Source organism: Pelagibacterium sp. 26DY04, from assembly GCF_031202305.1.
Lineage (GTDB): Bacteria > Pseudomonadota > Alphaproteobacteria > Rhizobiales > Devosiaceae > Pelagibacterium.
The window spans coordinates 2,937,455-2,952,585 of sequence record NZ_CP101731.1 but is presented as its reverse complement, the minus strand read 5'-3'; the positions used below and the strand labels follow the sequence as shown (position 1 = coordinate 2,952,585).

Annotated in this window: 14 protein-coding genes and 1 pseudogene; 8 read left to right on the top strand and 7 right to left on the bottom strand. The window is 60.8% G+C overall.

Translation table 11 applies throughout. The annotated features are described in order from the left end of the window. Positions 1 to 10 precede the first annotated feature (10 nt). The 3 genes and pseudogenes from NO932_RS14580 to NO932_RS14570 all read right to left on the bottom strand — a co-directional run bounded on the left by NO932_RS14580 (position 11) and on the right by NO932_RS14570 (position 3,524). Positions 11 to 1,303, bottom strand: coding sequence for a TIGR04295 family B12-binding domain-containing radical SAM protein (locus tag NO932_RS14580; protein ID WP_309208008.1), 1,293 nt, complete (start codon positions 1,301 to 1,303; stop codon positions 11 to 13). After that, positions 1,300 to 2,508 (bottom strand): annotated as a pseudogene (locus tag NO932_RS14575) (NAD-dependent epimerase/dehydratase family protein); the annotation flags it as partial. The pseudogene NO932_RS14575 and the gene NO932_RS14580, both read right to left, overlap by 4 nt. Then, on the bottom strand, positions 2,418 to 3,524 hold the full coding sequence (locus NO932_RS14570; RefSeq protein ID WP_309208007.1) for an SDR family NAD(P)-dependent oxidoreductase: 1,107 nt from the start codon (positions 3,522 to 3,524) through the stop codon (positions 2,418 to 2,420). The gene NO932_RS14570 and the pseudogene NO932_RS14575, both read right to left, overlap by 91 nt. A 343-nt stretch (positions 3,525 to 3,867) precedes the next feature. Between NO932_RS14570 and NO932_RS14565 the strand changes: the two genes are divergently transcribed. The 3 genes from NO932_RS14565 (at position 3,868) to NO932_RS14555 (ending at position 6,297) form a co-directional block, all read left to right on the top strand. Continuing rightward, positions 3,868 to 4,488, top strand: a complete 621-nt coding sequence (locus NO932_RS14565; protein ID WP_309160261.1) for a hypothetical protein — start codon at positions 3,868 to 3,870, stop codon at positions 4,486 to 4,488. A 63-nt stretch (positions 4,489 to 4,551) separates the two neighbouring features. After that, the gene (locus tag NO932_RS14560) at positions 4,552 to 5,088 is read left to right on the top strand and encodes a PadR family transcriptional regulator (RefSeq protein ID WP_309208006.1); all 537 of its coding nucleotides are present in this window, start codon (positions 4,552 to 4,554) and stop codon (positions 5,086 to 5,088) included. A 393-nt stretch (positions 5,089 to 5,481) separates the two neighbouring features. Continuing rightward, a complete protein-coding gene (locus tag NO932_RS14555; RefSeq protein ID WP_309208005.1) occupies positions 5,482 to 6,297 on the top strand; it encodes a FadR/GntR family transcriptional regulator in 816 nt (271 codons plus the stop codon). A 114-nt stretch (positions 6,298 to 6,411) separates the two neighbouring features. On the opposite strand, the gene NO932_RS14550 is transcribed toward NO932_RS14555, so the two are convergent. The 3 genes from NO932_RS14550 to NO932_RS14540 form a co-directional block, all read right to left on the bottom strand. Further along, complete coding sequence (locus NO932_RS14550; RefSeq protein WP_309208004.1) at positions 6,412 to 7,689, bottom strand: TRAP transporter large permease; 1,278 nt, start codon at positions 7,687 to 7,689, stop codon at positions 6,412 to 6,414. 12 nt (positions 7,690 to 7,701) lie between these two features. Further along, entirely contained in the window at positions 7,702 to 8,220 is a 519-nt protein-coding gene (locus NO932_RS14545) for a TRAP transporter small permease (protein ID WP_309208003.1), read from the bottom strand. Between the two features lie 82 nt (positions 8,221 to 8,302). Then, on the bottom strand, positions 8,303 to 9,292 hold the full coding sequence (locus NO932_RS14540; RefSeq protein WP_309208002.1) for a TRAP transporter substrate-binding protein: 990 nt from the start codon (positions 9,290 to 9,292) through the stop codon (positions 8,303 to 8,305). 204 nt (positions 9,293 to 9,496) lie between these two features. On the opposite strand from NO932_RS14540, the gene NO932_RS14535 reads away from it, so the two are divergent. The 5 genes from NO932_RS14535 (at position 9,497) to NO932_RS14515 (ending at position 14,526) form a co-directional block, all read left to right on the top strand. Then, on the top strand, positions 9,497 to 9,790 hold the full coding sequence (locus NO932_RS14535) for a putative quinol monooxygenase (RefSeq protein ID WP_309208001.1): 294 nt from the start codon (positions 9,497 to 9,499) through the stop codon (positions 9,788 to 9,790). Positions 9,791 to 9,930: 140 nt separating this feature from the next. Further along, positions 9,931 to 10,812: an aldolase/citrate lyase family protein gene (locus tag NO932_RS14530; RefSeq protein WP_309208000.1), complete on the top strand. Its 882-nt coding sequence runs from the start codon at positions 9,931 to 9,933 to the stop codon at positions 10,810 to 10,812. 119 nt (positions 10,813 to 10,931) lie between these two features. Next, positions 10,932 to 11,810: a 2-hydroxy-3-oxopropionate reductase gene (locus tag NO932_RS14525; protein WP_309207999.1), complete on the top strand. Its 879-nt coding sequence runs from the start codon at positions 10,932 to 10,934 to the stop codon at positions 11,808 to 11,810. Between the two features lie 88 nt (positions 11,811 to 11,898). Further along, complete coding sequence (locus tag NO932_RS14520; protein ID WP_309207997.1) at positions 11,899 to 13,164, top strand: glycerate kinase; 1,266 nt, start codon at positions 11,899 to 11,901, stop codon at positions 13,162 to 13,164. Between the two features lie 90 nt (positions 13,165 to 13,254). Beyond that, positions 13,255 to 14,526: a glycerate kinase gene (locus tag NO932_RS14515; protein WP_309207996.1), complete on the top strand. Its 1,272-nt coding sequence runs from the start codon at positions 13,255 to 13,257 to the stop codon at positions 14,524 to 14,526. Here NO932_RS14515 and NO932_RS14510 read toward each other — a convergent pair. Continuing rightward, positions 14,495 to 15,115, bottom strand: a complete 621-nt coding sequence (locus NO932_RS14510; RefSeq protein WP_309207995.1) for a LuxR C-terminal-related transcriptional regulator — start codon at positions 15,113 to 15,115, stop codon at positions 14,495 to 14,497. The two genes, NO932_RS14515 and NO932_RS14510, sit on opposite strands and share 32 nt — an antisense overlap. Positions 15,116 to 15,131 lie beyond the last annotated feature (16 nt).

Sequence of the window (15,131 nt, the reverse complement as noted above, 5' to 3'; positions counted from 1 at the left end):
GGGCCGCTCCTTAAGCGCTGCAACATGCTGCCTCCAGCTTGCGCAAAGGCAGTGGCTGCTGGTCCTGAATGTCGCTGAATGCGGCAAAGGATTTGAGGTAGTGCTCGTGGGCGCGTTCCCACGCCTGGTTGTCGGGTTCACCCCAGAGGCGCCGATAGTCGGGCGAGCTGGGATAGGGATAAAGCGGGACCGGCTCATTGGCCCAGACGCCGTGGTCCTGCAGATATGTGCGCCAATAGGTGACCAGCGCGGGATCGTCCTCGACGACGCCGATCAGATTGGCCTGAACGAAAGGCACGTGCTTGCGGGCCTTGATCAGAAGTTCCGCCAATTCCTCTGTGCCGAGCTTGCAGCGCTTGGCGAGCATTTCGCGGCCTTCGACGGTAAGGCTTTCAAGTCCCGCCTCGATCGAAACGCACCCCGCCTTGCCGAGCAGTTCGAGCATTTCGGGCTTCCAGAGGTCGATCCGGGTCTGGACACCGAACTGAATGTCCCGTTCGACAAGCGCTTCTAGTAGCGGCTTCTGCGGCAGGAAAATTTCGTCGATGAAGTAAATGTACCCCACGCCCTGGGCGATCAGCGCATCGATCTCGGCGATGACATGCTCGACCTTGCGGCGGCGATAGGCATCACGATAGTCGATCTTGGCGCAGAAGCTGCAATTGTATGGGCAGCCGCGTGAAGCCTCGACCTCGGCGCCGTAGCCCTTGCGGTCATCATCGAACCGGTGATGGTGATGATCGTGGACTGCGAGCCATTCGGCTGGCCAGCTCAGGGGCGGATGATCGACGAAAGGGCTCGCCTGGGCGGCGCCGTTCGCAACGACAATGCCGCCCTCGAAATAGGCAATCCCGTCGACATTTTTCCAATCCTCGGCGCCTGCCAGACGGGTAATGGTTTCCTCGCATTCGCCGCGGATGACCAGATCGCAGCCCAGTTTGGAAAGCGTGGCTTCCGGGGTGGCGCTGCCATGGGGACCGACAGCTACGGTCAATCCGCCGCGTTCGCCAAGGGAATCGAGGAAATCGCGCGGCACCCGCAATTCGGGGGGCGCGCAGCGCCAGAAGAGATAGGTGGGAGCGGTGCTGACCACGGTCATCTGCGCGCCGAACTGCGCGACATCCTCGGCCAGTCTTTGGTTGCCGCGATCCTGCAGCCGGCCGTCGAGCAGCAGGACCTCGTGCCCGGCCGCTTCGAGCATGGCCTTGGCATAGCCGAATTCGAGCGGCAGGTGGGGGGCGCGGCACCCGAAATAGATGCTGCCTTCATAGGTCCAATAAGGATTGGCCAGAGCGACTTTCATTTAACGCTCCTCAATTGTTCGGGACTTTCTGATTTCGACATGCGCTCGGAAACGAGCCAGAGCGCGAGGGATCTGAGACCGTCGCGCCAGACGATGCGGGCCTTCCAACCGAGTTCGGTTTCGAGCTTGCGGGTGTCAGCGACGAAATAGAGCTGATCCCCGGGACGCCAATCCTGATGGTCGACTGCAAGGTCGCGGCCGACGATCCGCGCCGTCTCACGCAGAACGAGCTTCAGGCTCACCGCATTGTGCGGCCCTCCACCCAGGTTGTAGACGCGGCCGCAAGCGCGATCGATATTGGCGAGAACGGTGCGATAGGCCGAAATCGCATCATCGACATGAAGGACGTCGCGCACCTGCTTGCCGTCGCCATAGACCGTGAGCGGCTGGCCCTGGAGAGCGCGGATCAGGAAATGGGCGACCCAGCCCTGGTCCTCGGTGCCGAACTGGCGTGGACCATAGATACAGCTCATGCGCAGGACGGCAGTGGGTATGGAAAAGCTCTTGGCGTAGTCGAGTACGTACTGGTCCGCAGCCCCCTTGGAGCACCCATAGGGAGTGCAGAAATCGAGCGGGCGATCTTCGGCAATCCCGTATGCGCGCAATTTTTCGTCGGCGGGTATGTACCGATCGTCGAGTTCGACCATTTCGAGGTCTTCCAGAGCGCCATAGACCTTGTTGGTGCTGGCAAAGATCACCGGCATTTTCCTGCCGGTCCTGCGCACCGCTTCCAGCACATTGAACGTGCCGCGCAGGTTGATGTCGAAATCCTCAACCGGATCGGCCAGGCTCGTCGTCACCGCCGTCTGTGCGGCGAAATGAAAGACCGCCTTGGCATCGGCAAACGCATCGGAGATTGCAGCATTATCCCGGATATCGGCGATATAGGGCTGCAGACGTGTGCCGTGTTCTTCGCCCAGCCAGGCGAGATTGGCCTCGACATTGGGGCGGCTGAGATTGTCGAGCACGATGACGTCAACACCATCGCTAAGAAAGCTGTGGGCCAGGTTCGAACCGATGAATCCCGATCCGCCGATCACGAGGATTGGCCTTTTGCGTCCAATGGTCGGCGGTGTCGGGACGGAGCTCGCGCGGGAAGCGGATCGAGGTTCGCTCATTTGACGAGCCCTCTTTGCTCCAGGTGCCGGCGCATCTCGGCACCGCGGTCGATGACGGTCTGTTTGGCCACCCAATCTGCAAGTTCGCCCACAGTGTCTTCCAACCGGTAGCGCGGCTGGTAGCCGAGGAGTTCGCGAGCCTTGGAGATGTCGGCAAAACAGTTGCGAATGTCGCCGGCGCGGGCCTTGCGCATGATCTCCGGGCTGAGATCGGGCTTGCCCATGGCTTCGGCGAGTATCCGCGCCACCCTCTCGATGGAATAGGCCTGCCCGCTGCCGATATTGATCGCATGACCGGCCGCCTCGGGTTTTTCGAATGCAAGGCGGAAGGCACGCGCCACGTCGCGAACGTGGACGAAATCGCGTTGCTGCTGACCATCCTCGAAAATCGTCGGGCGCTCGCCGCTGGCAATGCGGGAAGCGAAATTGGCAAGAACGCCCGTATAGGGATTGGAGAGCGCCTGGCCCGGCCCGAAGACGTTGAAGAGGCGCAGGGCCACAGCGTCCGTCTCGTAGGTGTCCCCAAAAATGAGGCTGGCGCGTTCCTGGGCGTATTTGTTGAGGGCATAGATCGAGGCGAGGTCAGGCTGTTTTTCCTCGTCGGTGGCCACCGGCCTTAGAGGCTGGCCCTGGGCGTCGTGCAACTCCCATTGCCCTGCAGCGATGTCGCGGGCCTTGCGGCGGATGTGGTCATGGGGCGCGCCACTGGCATCGACATAGCGACCCTCGCCGTAGATGCTCATCGAAGAGGCAACGACGATGCGCCGGATCGGGCGGTCGATCATGGCTTCGAGAAGCACCGCCGTTCCGAGCTCGTTAGCGCCGACATAACGGGTGATCTCGTACATCGACTGGCCGACACCCACTTCCGCCGCCAGATGAAAGACGCCGTTGACGCCATCGAGCGCTTTTTTAACGGCCGCGGCGTCTCGCATGTCGCCGGTTTGAACCTCGACCTGGGCGGGCAGTTCGGGGGCGCCGGCCTCATGCACCTGCTCGACGAGGCTATCGAAAACGCGAACGTCGTAGCCGGCATCGAGCAGTTCCGCGGTAAGCGCTCTGCCAATAAATCCACATCCGCCGGTGATCAGTACCTTGTCCACGTGCGTTCCCCTTTTCGTGACCGTGGTGATGCTCTCCCAAGTCAGCGGCAGGAGGGGGAGTTCCCGGCGGTCGGGGCGGCGTGTATCGGCGTGTGAGCCTTCAATCGGCGCCTCAGTCAAAGAGAATCAGCGGGAACAAAGGCTTCTTTGACTTCATCATCATCATCATCCCTGGCGCACGAGGGATGAGGTTGCCATAACGTGTGTTACTGCCTGGCTGGGCTAACCGCTGGGAGAGTCAAGCGCTTTAACGCAGGTTGGCCTCCGAACCTCTGCCTTCATGGTCGCGTTGGGGATGGCCGGCCTGTTCCGGCCCGCTTCATCCCTCGAAATGGAGAAAGATGTGCTTGAATGGCTGGCAACTCATGGCAGCATCATCTCGGCAGCGGCCAATATCGGAATGCTGCTGGTATGGCTGGTCTATCTGGGGACTTTCCTGCGCCAGTACAGGCGCCAGACTCAGCCCAAGATCGTCATCAACAAGGCGGTGGGACGCGATCTCAGCGCCGCGTGCTTTATTTCGAACATGAGCAGTGAGCCCATCTACATCGAAGCGATCCAAGTGGGGTTCGAGTCGCGTTCAGGCAAATGGGATACCTTCGTTACCGATATGGTGCTGCGCGACGGCGACGAGGTGCCGCCTGACCCGCGCCAGCGGACGCGGCAGGGGCCTATGCGTTCGGGTGACTATATGCCCATCGGCAATTTCTCTGAATTGCTCGATCGCGTGGCACAGGCCAACCGGGATTTGCATGGCCTCGATCTCGCCGACCATGAGGAGCCGGTGTTGCTCGTGCGGATTTTTGCCGACTATGCCTCCGAGGATCTCGTGGTAGGCGCGGAGCGCCCGTTCCATTTCGAGAACCGGGACGGCACTTGGATTGTGCGGACCATGGGCGAATTCACGCGGCAGATCCGCTCGCGTCGGCAGCGGCTTTGGGCCCAGCGTCAGCTCCGCGATTGACCTCGGCTTGAATTTAAGACACAATCAAGATATATCTTATACGTGTCTTGAAAGGAGTTCCGCATGCATGGACGTGATTTCGGGCCGCGTGGCCGCCATTTCGGGAGAGAACATGGTGGATCGTTTCGCGGCGGCCGGCGTGGCCGGGTTTTCGACGCCAGCGAGTTGCAACTGGTCGTTCTCGATCTTATCGCCGAGCAGAACCGGCATGGATATGAACTGATCCGCGAAATTGAATCCCGCTCGGGCGGCGTTTATGCACCGAGCCCCGGCATGATCTATCCTACGCTTTCCCTGCTGCTCGAAATCGGTCTGATCGAAGAGGTCGAAGCGGAAGGCGCGCGCAAGAGCTTTGCGATTACCGAGGCGGGTCGGGCTCACCTGGCAGACAATCAGGAGCCTCTTAAGGCCGCGCTCGCCCGGATCGCCGTCTTGGCCGAAGCCAAGGATCGCGCCGATCCGGCGCCACTGCGGCGCGCGATGGGCAATCTCCGCCAGGTTCTGGTCGCGGCAGCCGGCAAGCCGGGGTTCGACGAAAAGAAGATTCTCCAAGCAGCACGGCTTATCGACGAGGTGGCCGGAACCATCGAGCGCATGTGACGCTTCGTCACAGCCTGTGCGTCAGCCGTAACAGATGCCAGTTATTTAGCGATCATTGCGGTTTTGCAAGGATTTCCGGTCGCGCCGCAAAGTCGGACAAATCGTTGTTGGGTTTAATACTATTAATCCGGCAGCAGTTGACCGTTCTGTGTATCGATGGGCACAGTGTTCGTCCGGCATACAAACGATGCAAAACCGATCCAGGTTTCTGGCAATCGGCGGGCCAATCGGCTTGATCGCGGCACTCATAAGCCGCTTGCACCATCAGCTTTAAACGAGAGGAGGCCGGGAACGGGGCTGGGCAGATGTCCTAGCCGCGAGGGAGTAGACAATCGGGGAGCCGCCGGTTCCACCGACTTGCCGCATCATGATTGGAGGAGAATGATGATGGTAATGCATAAGGATATTCATTCCGAGGACGTGGCCGTGTTGCCCAGATTGCTGCACGGGCCGATCAAATCGGCGCACGCGCTGATCACCCGGGATATTGCGATGCGAATCCTGCGCGGCGAATATCCGCCCGGCTCGCTCCTGCCCCCCGAGGGTGACCTGATCGACCAGTATACGGTGTCGCGGACGGCCCTGCGCGAAGCGATCAAGACCTTGGCGGCCAAGGGGCTGCTCGTCTCCAAAACCAAGATCGGAACGCGGGTGCTCAATGAGAGCTACTGGAACCTCTATGATCCCCAGGTTCTGAGCTGGCGCATCGAGCTTGGCGTCGACAACGGCTTTTTGCGCAAGATCTTCGAAGTGCGTCAGGCACTCGAGCCGGCTGCGGCGGCGCAGGCTGCGCTGCGGCGGACCCCGCTCAACATCGAGCGCATGCAATATGCGCTCAATCTGATGGATAAGCCGCATCATACGCGCAAGACCTATGCCGAGCCCGATCTGGTGTTTCACCAGGAGGTGCTGATCGCCTCGGGCAATCCGTTCATGCAAACATTTTCCTCGATCATCGAGGCCTGCATTCTCAACGCCTTTGCCATCAGCGCGCCTATCGACAATGACGAGCGCTTCAAGCGCTCGATCAACCGGCACGCACTGGTGCTTGCCGAAATCCGCGACGGCAATCCCAATGGGGCTGGCCAGGCGATGTCGGAGGTGATCCGCGAGAGCATCGAGAATGCCAGGTTCGGCCTGGCCGATGCGCCGGTGGTTATTTCCCTGCCGCTCGACCTCGAAGGAACGGGCCAGCCTCTCGACAACTGAGGCGCGAGCCTGAACACGCAAAGGGGAAGCCACTGTTCTGGCTTCCCTTTTTTACGGGCAAGACAGCAAAAAGGGGCCTCCGGATGGGGAGGCCCCTTCTGCTGCGATCGGTTGTTACCGGCTGTAGAACAGATCGCGCAGGAAGAGGGTGATCTCCGGCACATAGGTGACCACCAGTAGGTTGAGAACCATTATCCCCAGGAACGGCAGCAGCTTAGGCACGACCTTCTCGAACGCCACATTGCCCACGGTACAGGCCGCATAAACGTTGACGCCGAGCGGCGGGGTCACCATGCCGATGGCGAGGTTGACCGTCATGATCAGCCCGAAATGAACCGGATCGATGCCCATGGACACAGCGACTGGAACCAGAATGGGCGAGAGCACCAGAATCGAGGAGTTGGTTTCCACGAACATGCCGATCAAGAGCAGCACGACATTGACGGCGAGCAGGAACAGGATCGGATCGCTGAGCGTGGTGCTCAGATAGTTGCCGATGGCGTTGGGAACGCCGGCTCGTGTAATGAGATAGGAGAAGAGCCCGGCGCAGGCGATGATGATCATGATCATCACCGTCGAGACCACCGATTTGTAAAAGATCGGATAGAGGTCCTTTATGCCGATCTCGCGGTAGATGAACATGCCGATGATCAGGGCTGCAAAGACCGCGATCACGGAAGCTTCCGTGGGGGTGGTGATGCCCGAATAGATTCCGCCCAGGATCACCACGGGCAGGGCGAGGGCCGGCAATGCCTCGAGCGCGGCGCGCAGAACCGGAAGCCGGTTTTCCTTGGCCACCTTGCCGAAGCGGTTCATGCGCGCGTGGATCAGCACCGCGATAATCATCATGACGCCCACGAAGATGCCCGGCCCGATGCCGCCTACGAACAACTCGCCAATCGAGGTTTCGGTCGAAACGCCATAGAGGATGAGTGGAATAGAGGGCGGGATGATGATTCCCAACTCGGCCGAACTTGCCTGCAGCGCCGCAGCATAGGGCCGTGGATAGCCTTCGCGGACCAGAGCGGGAATCAGGATGGCGCCGATAGCGAAAGTTGTGGCGATGGATGAGCCCGAGACCGCGGCGAACATCATGCAGGTCAAAACACAAGTGGCGGCAAGACCGCCCTGCATGCCGCCCACCAGCGACTTTGCGAAATTGACCAGCCGCAGGGAAATGCCGCCGCGTTCCATGATGGTGCCGGCGAGAATGAAGAACGGGATCGCCGCGAGCGGGAATTTATCGATCGCTGTATAGATTTCCTTGGGCAGGATCAGCAGGTTGGTATTGGTGATCACCAGTCCGACCGCACTGGCCACGCCGATCGAAACCGCCACTGGAATCGAGAGGATGAAGCCCAGGAGCATCACTCCGAGCATAACGACAGCCATAGCGAAATTACCTTACTGGACCAGCTCGAGTTCCTGCTCTTCGTCAGAAACCGGCTCGTGTTCGATGAATCGGGCGATTACGGCGATGGCTGAGCACAGGCATCCGATGGGGATCGAGATGTAGGCCCAGTAAACCGAGATGAAATCGAGCCCCAAAAGGGTCTGGGTGGCGCTTCGATTGGCGTAGATGTAGCCCCAGTAACCGAGCAACCCGAGAAACCCCAGCGTAACCAGAGTGATGAAGCCATCATGGAGGCGCTTGAAGCGCTGAGGCACCATATGCCGCACCATATCGACGGCGATCATCGCGCCGGCGCGGAACACCAGCGCGGCACCGACGAACACCATCCAGGCGAGCGCGATGCGAATGGTGACCTCTGTCCATTCGAGCGGGATTTTCAGGGCAAAGCGTGAAACCACCTGAAGCAGTCCCAAACAGGCGGCTGTCGCGAGCGCAAGCACAGCGATCACCGCGATGATCCTGTTGAGCGCCCTGTCGATTGCCAGGAACGCAGAAACGACCGGTTGCATAAGCACCGTCCTTAAGATGTGAGCCGGACACATGCGGGCGTCCGTGGACGCCCGCCTATTTCAATGCGGAGGCTGGTGCCGATCAGGGCTGCCAATCGCGGATGGCCTGAACTTCCTCGGCGCCGAATTCTTCTTCGAACTGGGCGTTGACGGTGGCCAGAGCTTCCATGAACGCCTCGCGGTCGAGATCCTCGATGATCTCCATGCCATCGGCGCGCATCGATTCGATGGCCGTGGCTTCGTCGGCATCCACGCGCTCGCGGTTGGCCGCCGCGCCGGCCTGGGCCGCTGCGACGAAGTGGGCCTGATCCTCTTCCGACAGACCGTTCCAGAGATCGAGGTTCATGAGGAAAACACAAGGCGAGAACACGTGCCCCGTCATGGAAAGGTACTGCTGAACCTCATCGAAATTATTCGATTCAATCACCGAAAGCGGGTTTTCCTGCCCGTCGACAACGCCCTGCTGCAGGGCCGCAAAGACTTCCGGGAAAGGCATCGGGGTGGGCAGGATGCCGAACTCGCGATAGGCGGCGATATGGACCGGGCTTTCCATGGTCCTGAGCTTGAGACCGTTGAGGTCCTCGGGCGCCTCGATCGGCCGGACGTCGTTGGTCATATGGCGGAAGCCATTGTCGGCCCAGGCCAACCCCTTGATGCCATGCGCTTCGAAACGCGTAAGCAGTTCGTCGCCGATCTCGCTGTCGAGCACGCCGCGGGCATGGTCGTAGTCGCGGAACAGGAACGGAATGTCGAGGATCGAGAGCTCGGGCACGAAGTTGGGTACAGGGCCCGTCGAGGTGAAGGTCAGTTCGAGCGTGCCGAGCTGGACGCCTTCGATGGATTCGCGTTCGCCACCCAGCGAGCCCGCATAAAAGGTCTCGATCTGGTAGCGACCTTCGGTCAGGCGCTCGACTTCCTCAGCGAACGTATCGATGGCGATGCCGTGGTGACCGTCCTGGGGCATGGACACGTTGATGCGCCAGACAGTCTGGGCCTGGGCCGAGCCTGCCGCAAAGGCAAAGCCTGCGACGCCAACCAGAGCAGCCCCGCGGAACAACCGGAAATAATTCATCTCTGCACTCCTCCAAAAAAACGATGCCTCCACCTCACCGACGGCCGTGCCGGGAGCGGGCTGTAAACAAGTCTTGAAGAAATGACAGTAAAGGTCAACAGGAAAACAATTAGTATTATGATACCACGATAGTATAAAACAAATATACTTTGACAATTATTTTTGGGAGTGGCAATCGAATAATCGCACCAAGGGAGTGACCAGATGATTTTGATGACCGCTCGCTACTTCATAAAGGATGGGCACCGCGACCAGGTGCTGGCCGATCTCAAGGAGATGGCGCAAGAGATCAAGAAATCCGAGCCAGGCTGCATCAGCTATCAGGTCTGGGAATCGAACGAGCATCCCAACCAGTTCCTGCTTTGTGAGGTCTATGTCGACGAGCCGGCCGCCGATGCCCACAGGCGTACTCCGCATTTCGAGCGGATTATTTCCGGCCGCATCGTGCCGCAACTCGAAAAACGCGAGCGTGAGTTCTTCAGCAATCTCATCGATTAATCAGAACTCGATATGATAGTATAATATAAATCATCAATTTATACTACGAAATAACGTCAGTTTGTATTTGACTATATTGCTGATATCGAAAAGTTTTAGGTCGTTATCAGAATTCCTGAAAAGGAAGAAGGGAGAGAGAAATGGGTATTTTTACAAAGGCGGCGGTATCGGCGCTCATGGCCTGCACGGTGGCAGGCGGTGCCTTGGCTCAGGAGAGTGAGTTTCTCGCGTCCGAATGGGAGTACGGCCCTCGAGATGTCATTGAGGGTGAGGTTCCCGTCTGGAACACCGCCAAGCAGAAGATCACAGCGGGCGAAGATCTCGTCGGGGTCACCATCGATGCTACCGATCCGCGGACATATTGTGCCGCCGCCAATGCTGGCTACGACTTCACCTGGGTCGAGATGCAGCACCAAGCGACGAGCTGGGAATCGGTGGCGCGCATGTTCGCCTCCTGCCCGGACGCAGAGGCCGCTCACGGCATCCGCCTGGCCTATACCGACGAGCGTGAAGCCCAACATGCGCTGGATTCGGGCGCAATGGTAATCGTTTATCCGACTATCGATTCCGCCGACGAAGCCCGCGAGGCAGTGTCCTGGGTCAAATTCCCGCCAGTTGGTCGTCACAGCCAGGGCGGCGGGCAGCGCTGGGGTATGTATGAGGACGTCGAGGGCGGCTACCGCGCCACGCTCAACGACAACATCGTCGTGATCGCCATGATCGAGACAATGGAAGGCGTCGAAGAGGTCTACGACATCGCCGAAGTCGAAGGGCTCGATGCGTTGATGATCGCCAGTGGCGATCTTGGCAACTTCTCGGGCTATGCCGAGGGCACTCCCGAGTATGAGTCGATCGTCGACCGTGTCTTTGATGCGGCCACGTCCAATGGCCTGCAGGTCTGCGGTCCTCTGCGCTGGCGCGCCGAGCGTGAAGGCTTCACCTGTTTCCAGGCGGGCAACGAGATGTCGCTGATCCGTCGCGGTGCTGAAGCGGAAGCCGAAGCTACCGCCCGCGCGGAATAACCGTTCCTCCCCAGGTGTCCCGGCTGAACGCCGGGGCGCCTCACCTTTTTTCGGTCGCCGCGTCGCGGCCGGCAACTTACACCCTCATCACGCGCTCGGACGGCAAGAAGGAGTGAATCATGAACATCGGATTCATCGGAACCGGAATTATGGGAACGCCGATGGCCGGCCATCTGCTCGATGCCGGCCATACGCTGTTCGTTTACGACCGGGTCAAGGTTCCTCAGGTGCTGTCCGAAAAGGGGGCTCAGGCTTGCGAGTCCTCCCGCGCCGTCGCCGAAAAGAGCGATGTCATCATCGTCATGGTCCCGGATACCCCCCATGTCCAGGCCGTTCTGTTCGGCGACGGCGGTCTTTTCGAGGGCTTGTCTGCTGGCAAGATCGTGGTGGATATGAGCTCGATTTCCCCGATCGCCACCAAGGAGTTTGCCGCCAGGGTCGCCAAAAAGGGATGCGGCTATCTCGATGCGCCGGTTTCCGGCGGCGAGGTAGGCGCCCAGCAGGCCTCGCTCTCGATCATGGTCGGCGGCACGCAGTCCGATTTCGATGCCGTGCTGCCGCTCTTTAAGCTGATGGGCAAAAACATTACCCGCGTCGGCGAAGTGGGAGATGGGCAAACCGCAAAGATCGCCAACCAGATCGTTGTGGGCCTCACCATCGAGGCGGTGGCCGAAGCACTGGTCTTTGCCTCAAAGGCCGGTGCCGATCCGGCAAGGGTACGCGAGGCCCTGATGGGCGGATTTGCGTCTTCGCGTATTCTCGAAGTCCACGGCGAACGTATGGTCAAGCGCACATTCGATCCTGGTTTCCGCATCGAACTGCACCAGAAAGACCTTAACAACGCGCTCGATTCCGCCCGCAAGCTCGATATTTCGCTGCCGGCCACTGCGCTCTGCCAGCAATTGTTCAGCGCCTGCGCTGCCCATGGCGGGCGTGCCTGGGATCACTCGGCCCTGATCCGGGCACTGGAAATGCAGGCCGATCACGAGATCGCCTGAATCGAGTAACGGCGCGCCCCACAAGGAAGAACTTTCGGTGGTAAGCCGGGGCAGTGGGGCGCTTCGAGGAGTAAGGGAGGGCCGGGCGATGCTTGCTGCGGACGAGATTGACAATCTTGATGCCGAGCGGGTGCTCAAAAGGCTGTTCGATGCGGCGCTGGAAGCGGCTCTGCCCGACGGCAAATTCGACAACCTGCTGCCCGAGCGTCCCAAAGGGCGTACCATCGTGCTTGGCGCGGGCAAGGCTTCGGCCCGCATGGCCAAGGCGTTCGAAGATGCCTGGCAGGCTCACTGCGAAGGCCTTGTCATCACGCGCTACGGCCATTCCGTGCCCACACGGCATATCAGGATCGTCGAAGCCGCCCACCCGGTGCCGGACGATGCCGGGCTGACCGCCACCCGTGAGATCGTCGAGTTGGCGCGAGGCGCAGGGCCGGACGATCTGGTTGTCGTCCTGGTCTCGGGCGGAGCGTCCTCGCTGCTCACAATGCCCGCCGATGGTATCTCGCTCGCCGACAAACAGGAGATCACCCGTCAATTGTTGCGCTCGGGCGCCCCTATCAGCGCAATGAACGCGGTGCGCAAGGCGTTTTCGGCGGTCAAGGGCGGCAAGCTCGCACTGGTGGCGGCGCCCGCGAAAGTCGTCACCTACATCATTTCCGATGTTCCCGGCGACGATCCGGCGACCATCGGCTCGGGTCCCTCGATCATCGCCCACAATGATCTCGAGGAGGTCCGAGCCATCCTGCGCCGCTTCCGCATCGAGATTCCTCCGCACGCCGAAAAGGTGCTTTTCGACAATGCCGGCAGGTCCGAGGAGACGCCGCAAAACATTGTGCACATGATCGCAACGCCTCGTATGTCGCTCGATGCGGCCAGCCGGGAGGCCGAGCGCATGGGGATTGCGCCCATCATCCTGGGCGATGCGATCGAGGGGGAAGCGCGCGAAGTTGCCGTTGCCATGGCGGGCATGGTGCGCTCGATCATCCAGTATCAGACGCCATTCGTCGCCCCATGCGTGCTGCTCTCGGGCGGGGAAACCACGGTGACGCTCAGGCCGGAGGCCATCGGGCGGGGCGGACGCAACACCGAATTCCTGCTGGCGCTCTATCTTGCGCTGCGGCCGCATCGCGAAGTCGCCGCCATCGCCTGTGATACGGACGGGATCGACGGGACCGAGGACAATGCCGGGGCTTGGTTCGATCTTTCGCGCGAGCCGGCGGGCAATTCCGATGCCGCGGCCTTTCTTGACCGCAATGACGCGTACAACTATTTCCAGCAGGCTGGCCGGCTGGTGATGACCGGTCCCACCTACACCAACGTCAACGATTTCCGGGCGATCCTTGTTCGCTGACCTATCGGTGATCGGGGCTTTTTGCTCTTGTGACGTGGCAAAAGCGGTCAAGTCTGATAGTCTCTATAAAACCGGCATTTCGGGGGTTTGATGACGGATATCGATCCGCGGACGTTTCTGACCGCTCTGTTTCGTTGCGCCGTCAAGGCGGCCGATCCGCGTGATGCGATCGCCTCCCATCTTCCCGAACCGCCCAAAGGCCGCACTGTGGTTGTCGGTGCCGGCAAGGCGGCGAGCCGCATGGCCGCAGCGCTCGAGAGCCTTTGGGATGGACCACTCGAGGGGGTGGTCATCGACCGTCACGGCAAGGTGACGCCCACCAGGAACATCAGGGTCGTGCAGGCCGCCCATCCGGTGCCCGATCAGGCAGGGCTTTCGGGCTCTCGCGCCTTGCTAGATGCGGTGTCGGGCCTCTCCCCGGACGATCTGGTGATCGCGCTGATCTCGGGCGGCGGCTCGTCCCTGCTGCCGCTGCCGGGAGGTGAGTTGAGCTTTGAAGACGAGATCGCCGTCAATCGCGCGCTTTTGCGTTCGGGAGCGCCGATCGGATCGATGAATGTCGTGCGCAAGCACATCTCGGGCATCAAGGGCGGCCGGCTGGCCAAGGCGGCTGCGCCGGCACGAGTGGTTTCGTTGCTGGTTTCCGACGTGGCGGGCGACGATCCGGCGATGGTGGCTTCTGGACCCACGGTCCCGGACGGAACGACGCCGCAGGATGCCCTCGATATCATCGCCGAATACAGGATGAGCCTTCCAGAGAAGGTCATGGCCCATCTCGGCTCGCCCGCGGCCATTGCGCCAAAGCCCGATGATCCCGATCTTGCGCGCAACAGCGCCGTGATCATCGCCTCGGCCCGGACCTCGCTGCATGCGGCCGCCGATCTTGCCCGATCCATGGGCATAACGCCCGTGGTGCTCTCGGATGCCATCGAGGGCGAGGCCAAGGATATCGGCCGCATGCATGCTGCAATGGCGCGCGAGGTGGCCGGTTTCGATCAACCGTTCGAAAAGCCCGTCGTGATGCTCTCGGGCGGGGAAACCACGGTGACGCTCGCCGAAGGGCCGTATGGACGGGGTGGTCGCAACACGGAATTCCTGCTTTCGCTGGCGCGCGGCATCGAGGGGTGTGAGGGCGTGCATGCCCTGGCCGCCGATACCGATGGGATCGACGGGTCCGAGGACAATGCTGGCGCCTTTGCGGATGGGCACAGCCTGTCGCGCATGCGCGGCGCAGGCGTCGATCCGAAAAAGGCGCTCTGCCGGCACGATGCGTGGACGGCGTTCTCGGCCATCGGCGATCTGTTCATCACCGGCCAAACCGGCACAAACGTCAATGATTTTCGGGCAATCCTGATCCGCTGAGCCCTGCGAACCAAGCAATGAGTTCGGCGCTGTTGCGCAGGCCGAGCCGCCGCATCATGCGGTATCGATGGGTTTCCACGCTGCGCGGTGAAAGTCCCAACTCACCGCCGATCTGGGCATTGGTTTTGCCCTGGGAGGCGAGCGTCACGATCTGGCGCTGGCGCGGGGTCAGCACATCTTCGCCGGTCTCGACCGGGCGGGGCAGGGGATCGAAGCAGTAGATCGCCCGCGAGAACGGGTCGGCCTTGCTCATCGATCGCCCTCGCACCCGGCACCAGAACCGCGTGCCGTCCCGGCAGCGCATGATGCGTTCGTCGGTATAGATGTGGCCTCCGGCGAAGTTGGCCCGCCAGAGGTCGCCCACCATCACGAAATCGGCAAGCTCGGGGTAGAGAATGGTGAAGCTGCGCCCAGCAAGTTCTTCGGGCCTGTATCCGAACAGGCCGGCAAAGGCGGCGTTGGTCTGCCTGATGATGCGATGCGTCGCATAAACCAGAGGGATGGGCAATTCTTCGAGTGCGAAGGCGAGGCGGTTGGGTTCCATGACGTAGAAATACGTCTCGTTGCCGCGCCAGCGCAAGCTGTACAATCTGCTTCGTCATCTT

What these genes read in the sequence shown, in the direction of transcription:
- NO932_RS14580 (WP_309208008.1), bottom strand. Translation starts at nt 1,303, where the DNA reads ATGAAAGTCGCTCTGGCCAATCCTTATTGGACCTATGAAGGCAGCATC.
- NO932_RS14560 (WP_309208006.1), top strand. Translation starts at nt 4,552, where the DNA reads ATGCATGGACGTGATTTCGGGCCGCGTGGCCGCCATTTCGGGAGAGAA.
- NO932_RS14525 (WP_309207999.1), top strand. Translation starts at nt 10,932, where the DNA reads ATGAACATCGGATTCATCGGAACCGGAATTATGGGAACGCCGATGGCC.
- NO932_RS14535 (WP_309208001.1), top strand. Translation starts at nt 9,497, where the DNA reads ATGATTTTGATGACCGCTCGCTACTTCATAAAGGATGGGCACCGCGAC.
- NO932_RS14515 (WP_309207996.1), top strand. Translation starts at nt 13,255, where the DNA reads ATGACGGATATCGATCCGCGGACGTTTCTGACCGCTCTGTTTCGTTGC.
- NO932_RS14545 (WP_309208003.1), bottom strand. Translation starts at nt 8,220, where the DNA reads ATGCAACCGGTCGTTTCTGCGTTCCTGGCAATCGACAGGGCGCTCAAC.
- NO932_RS14550 (WP_309208004.1), bottom strand. Translation starts at nt 7,689, where the DNA reads ATGGCTGTCGTTATGCTCGGAGTGATGCTCCTGGGCTTCATCCTCTCG.
- NO932_RS14540 (WP_309208002.1), bottom strand. Translation starts at nt 9,292, where the DNA reads ATGAATTATTTCCGGTTGTTCCGCGGGGCTGCTCTGGTTGGCGTCGCA.
- NO932_RS14530 (WP_309208000.1), top strand. Translation starts at nt 9,931, where the DNA reads ATGGGTATTTTTACAAAGGCGGCGGTATCGGCGCTCATGGCCTGCACG.
- NO932_RS14555 (WP_309208005.1), top strand. Translation starts at nt 5,482, where the DNA reads ATGCATAAGGATATTCATTCCGAGGACGTGGCCGTGTTGCCCAGATTG.
- NO932_RS14520 (WP_309207997.1), top strand. Translation starts at nt 11,899, where the DNA reads ATGCTTGCTGCGGACGAGATTGACAATCTTGATGCCGAGCGGGTGCTC.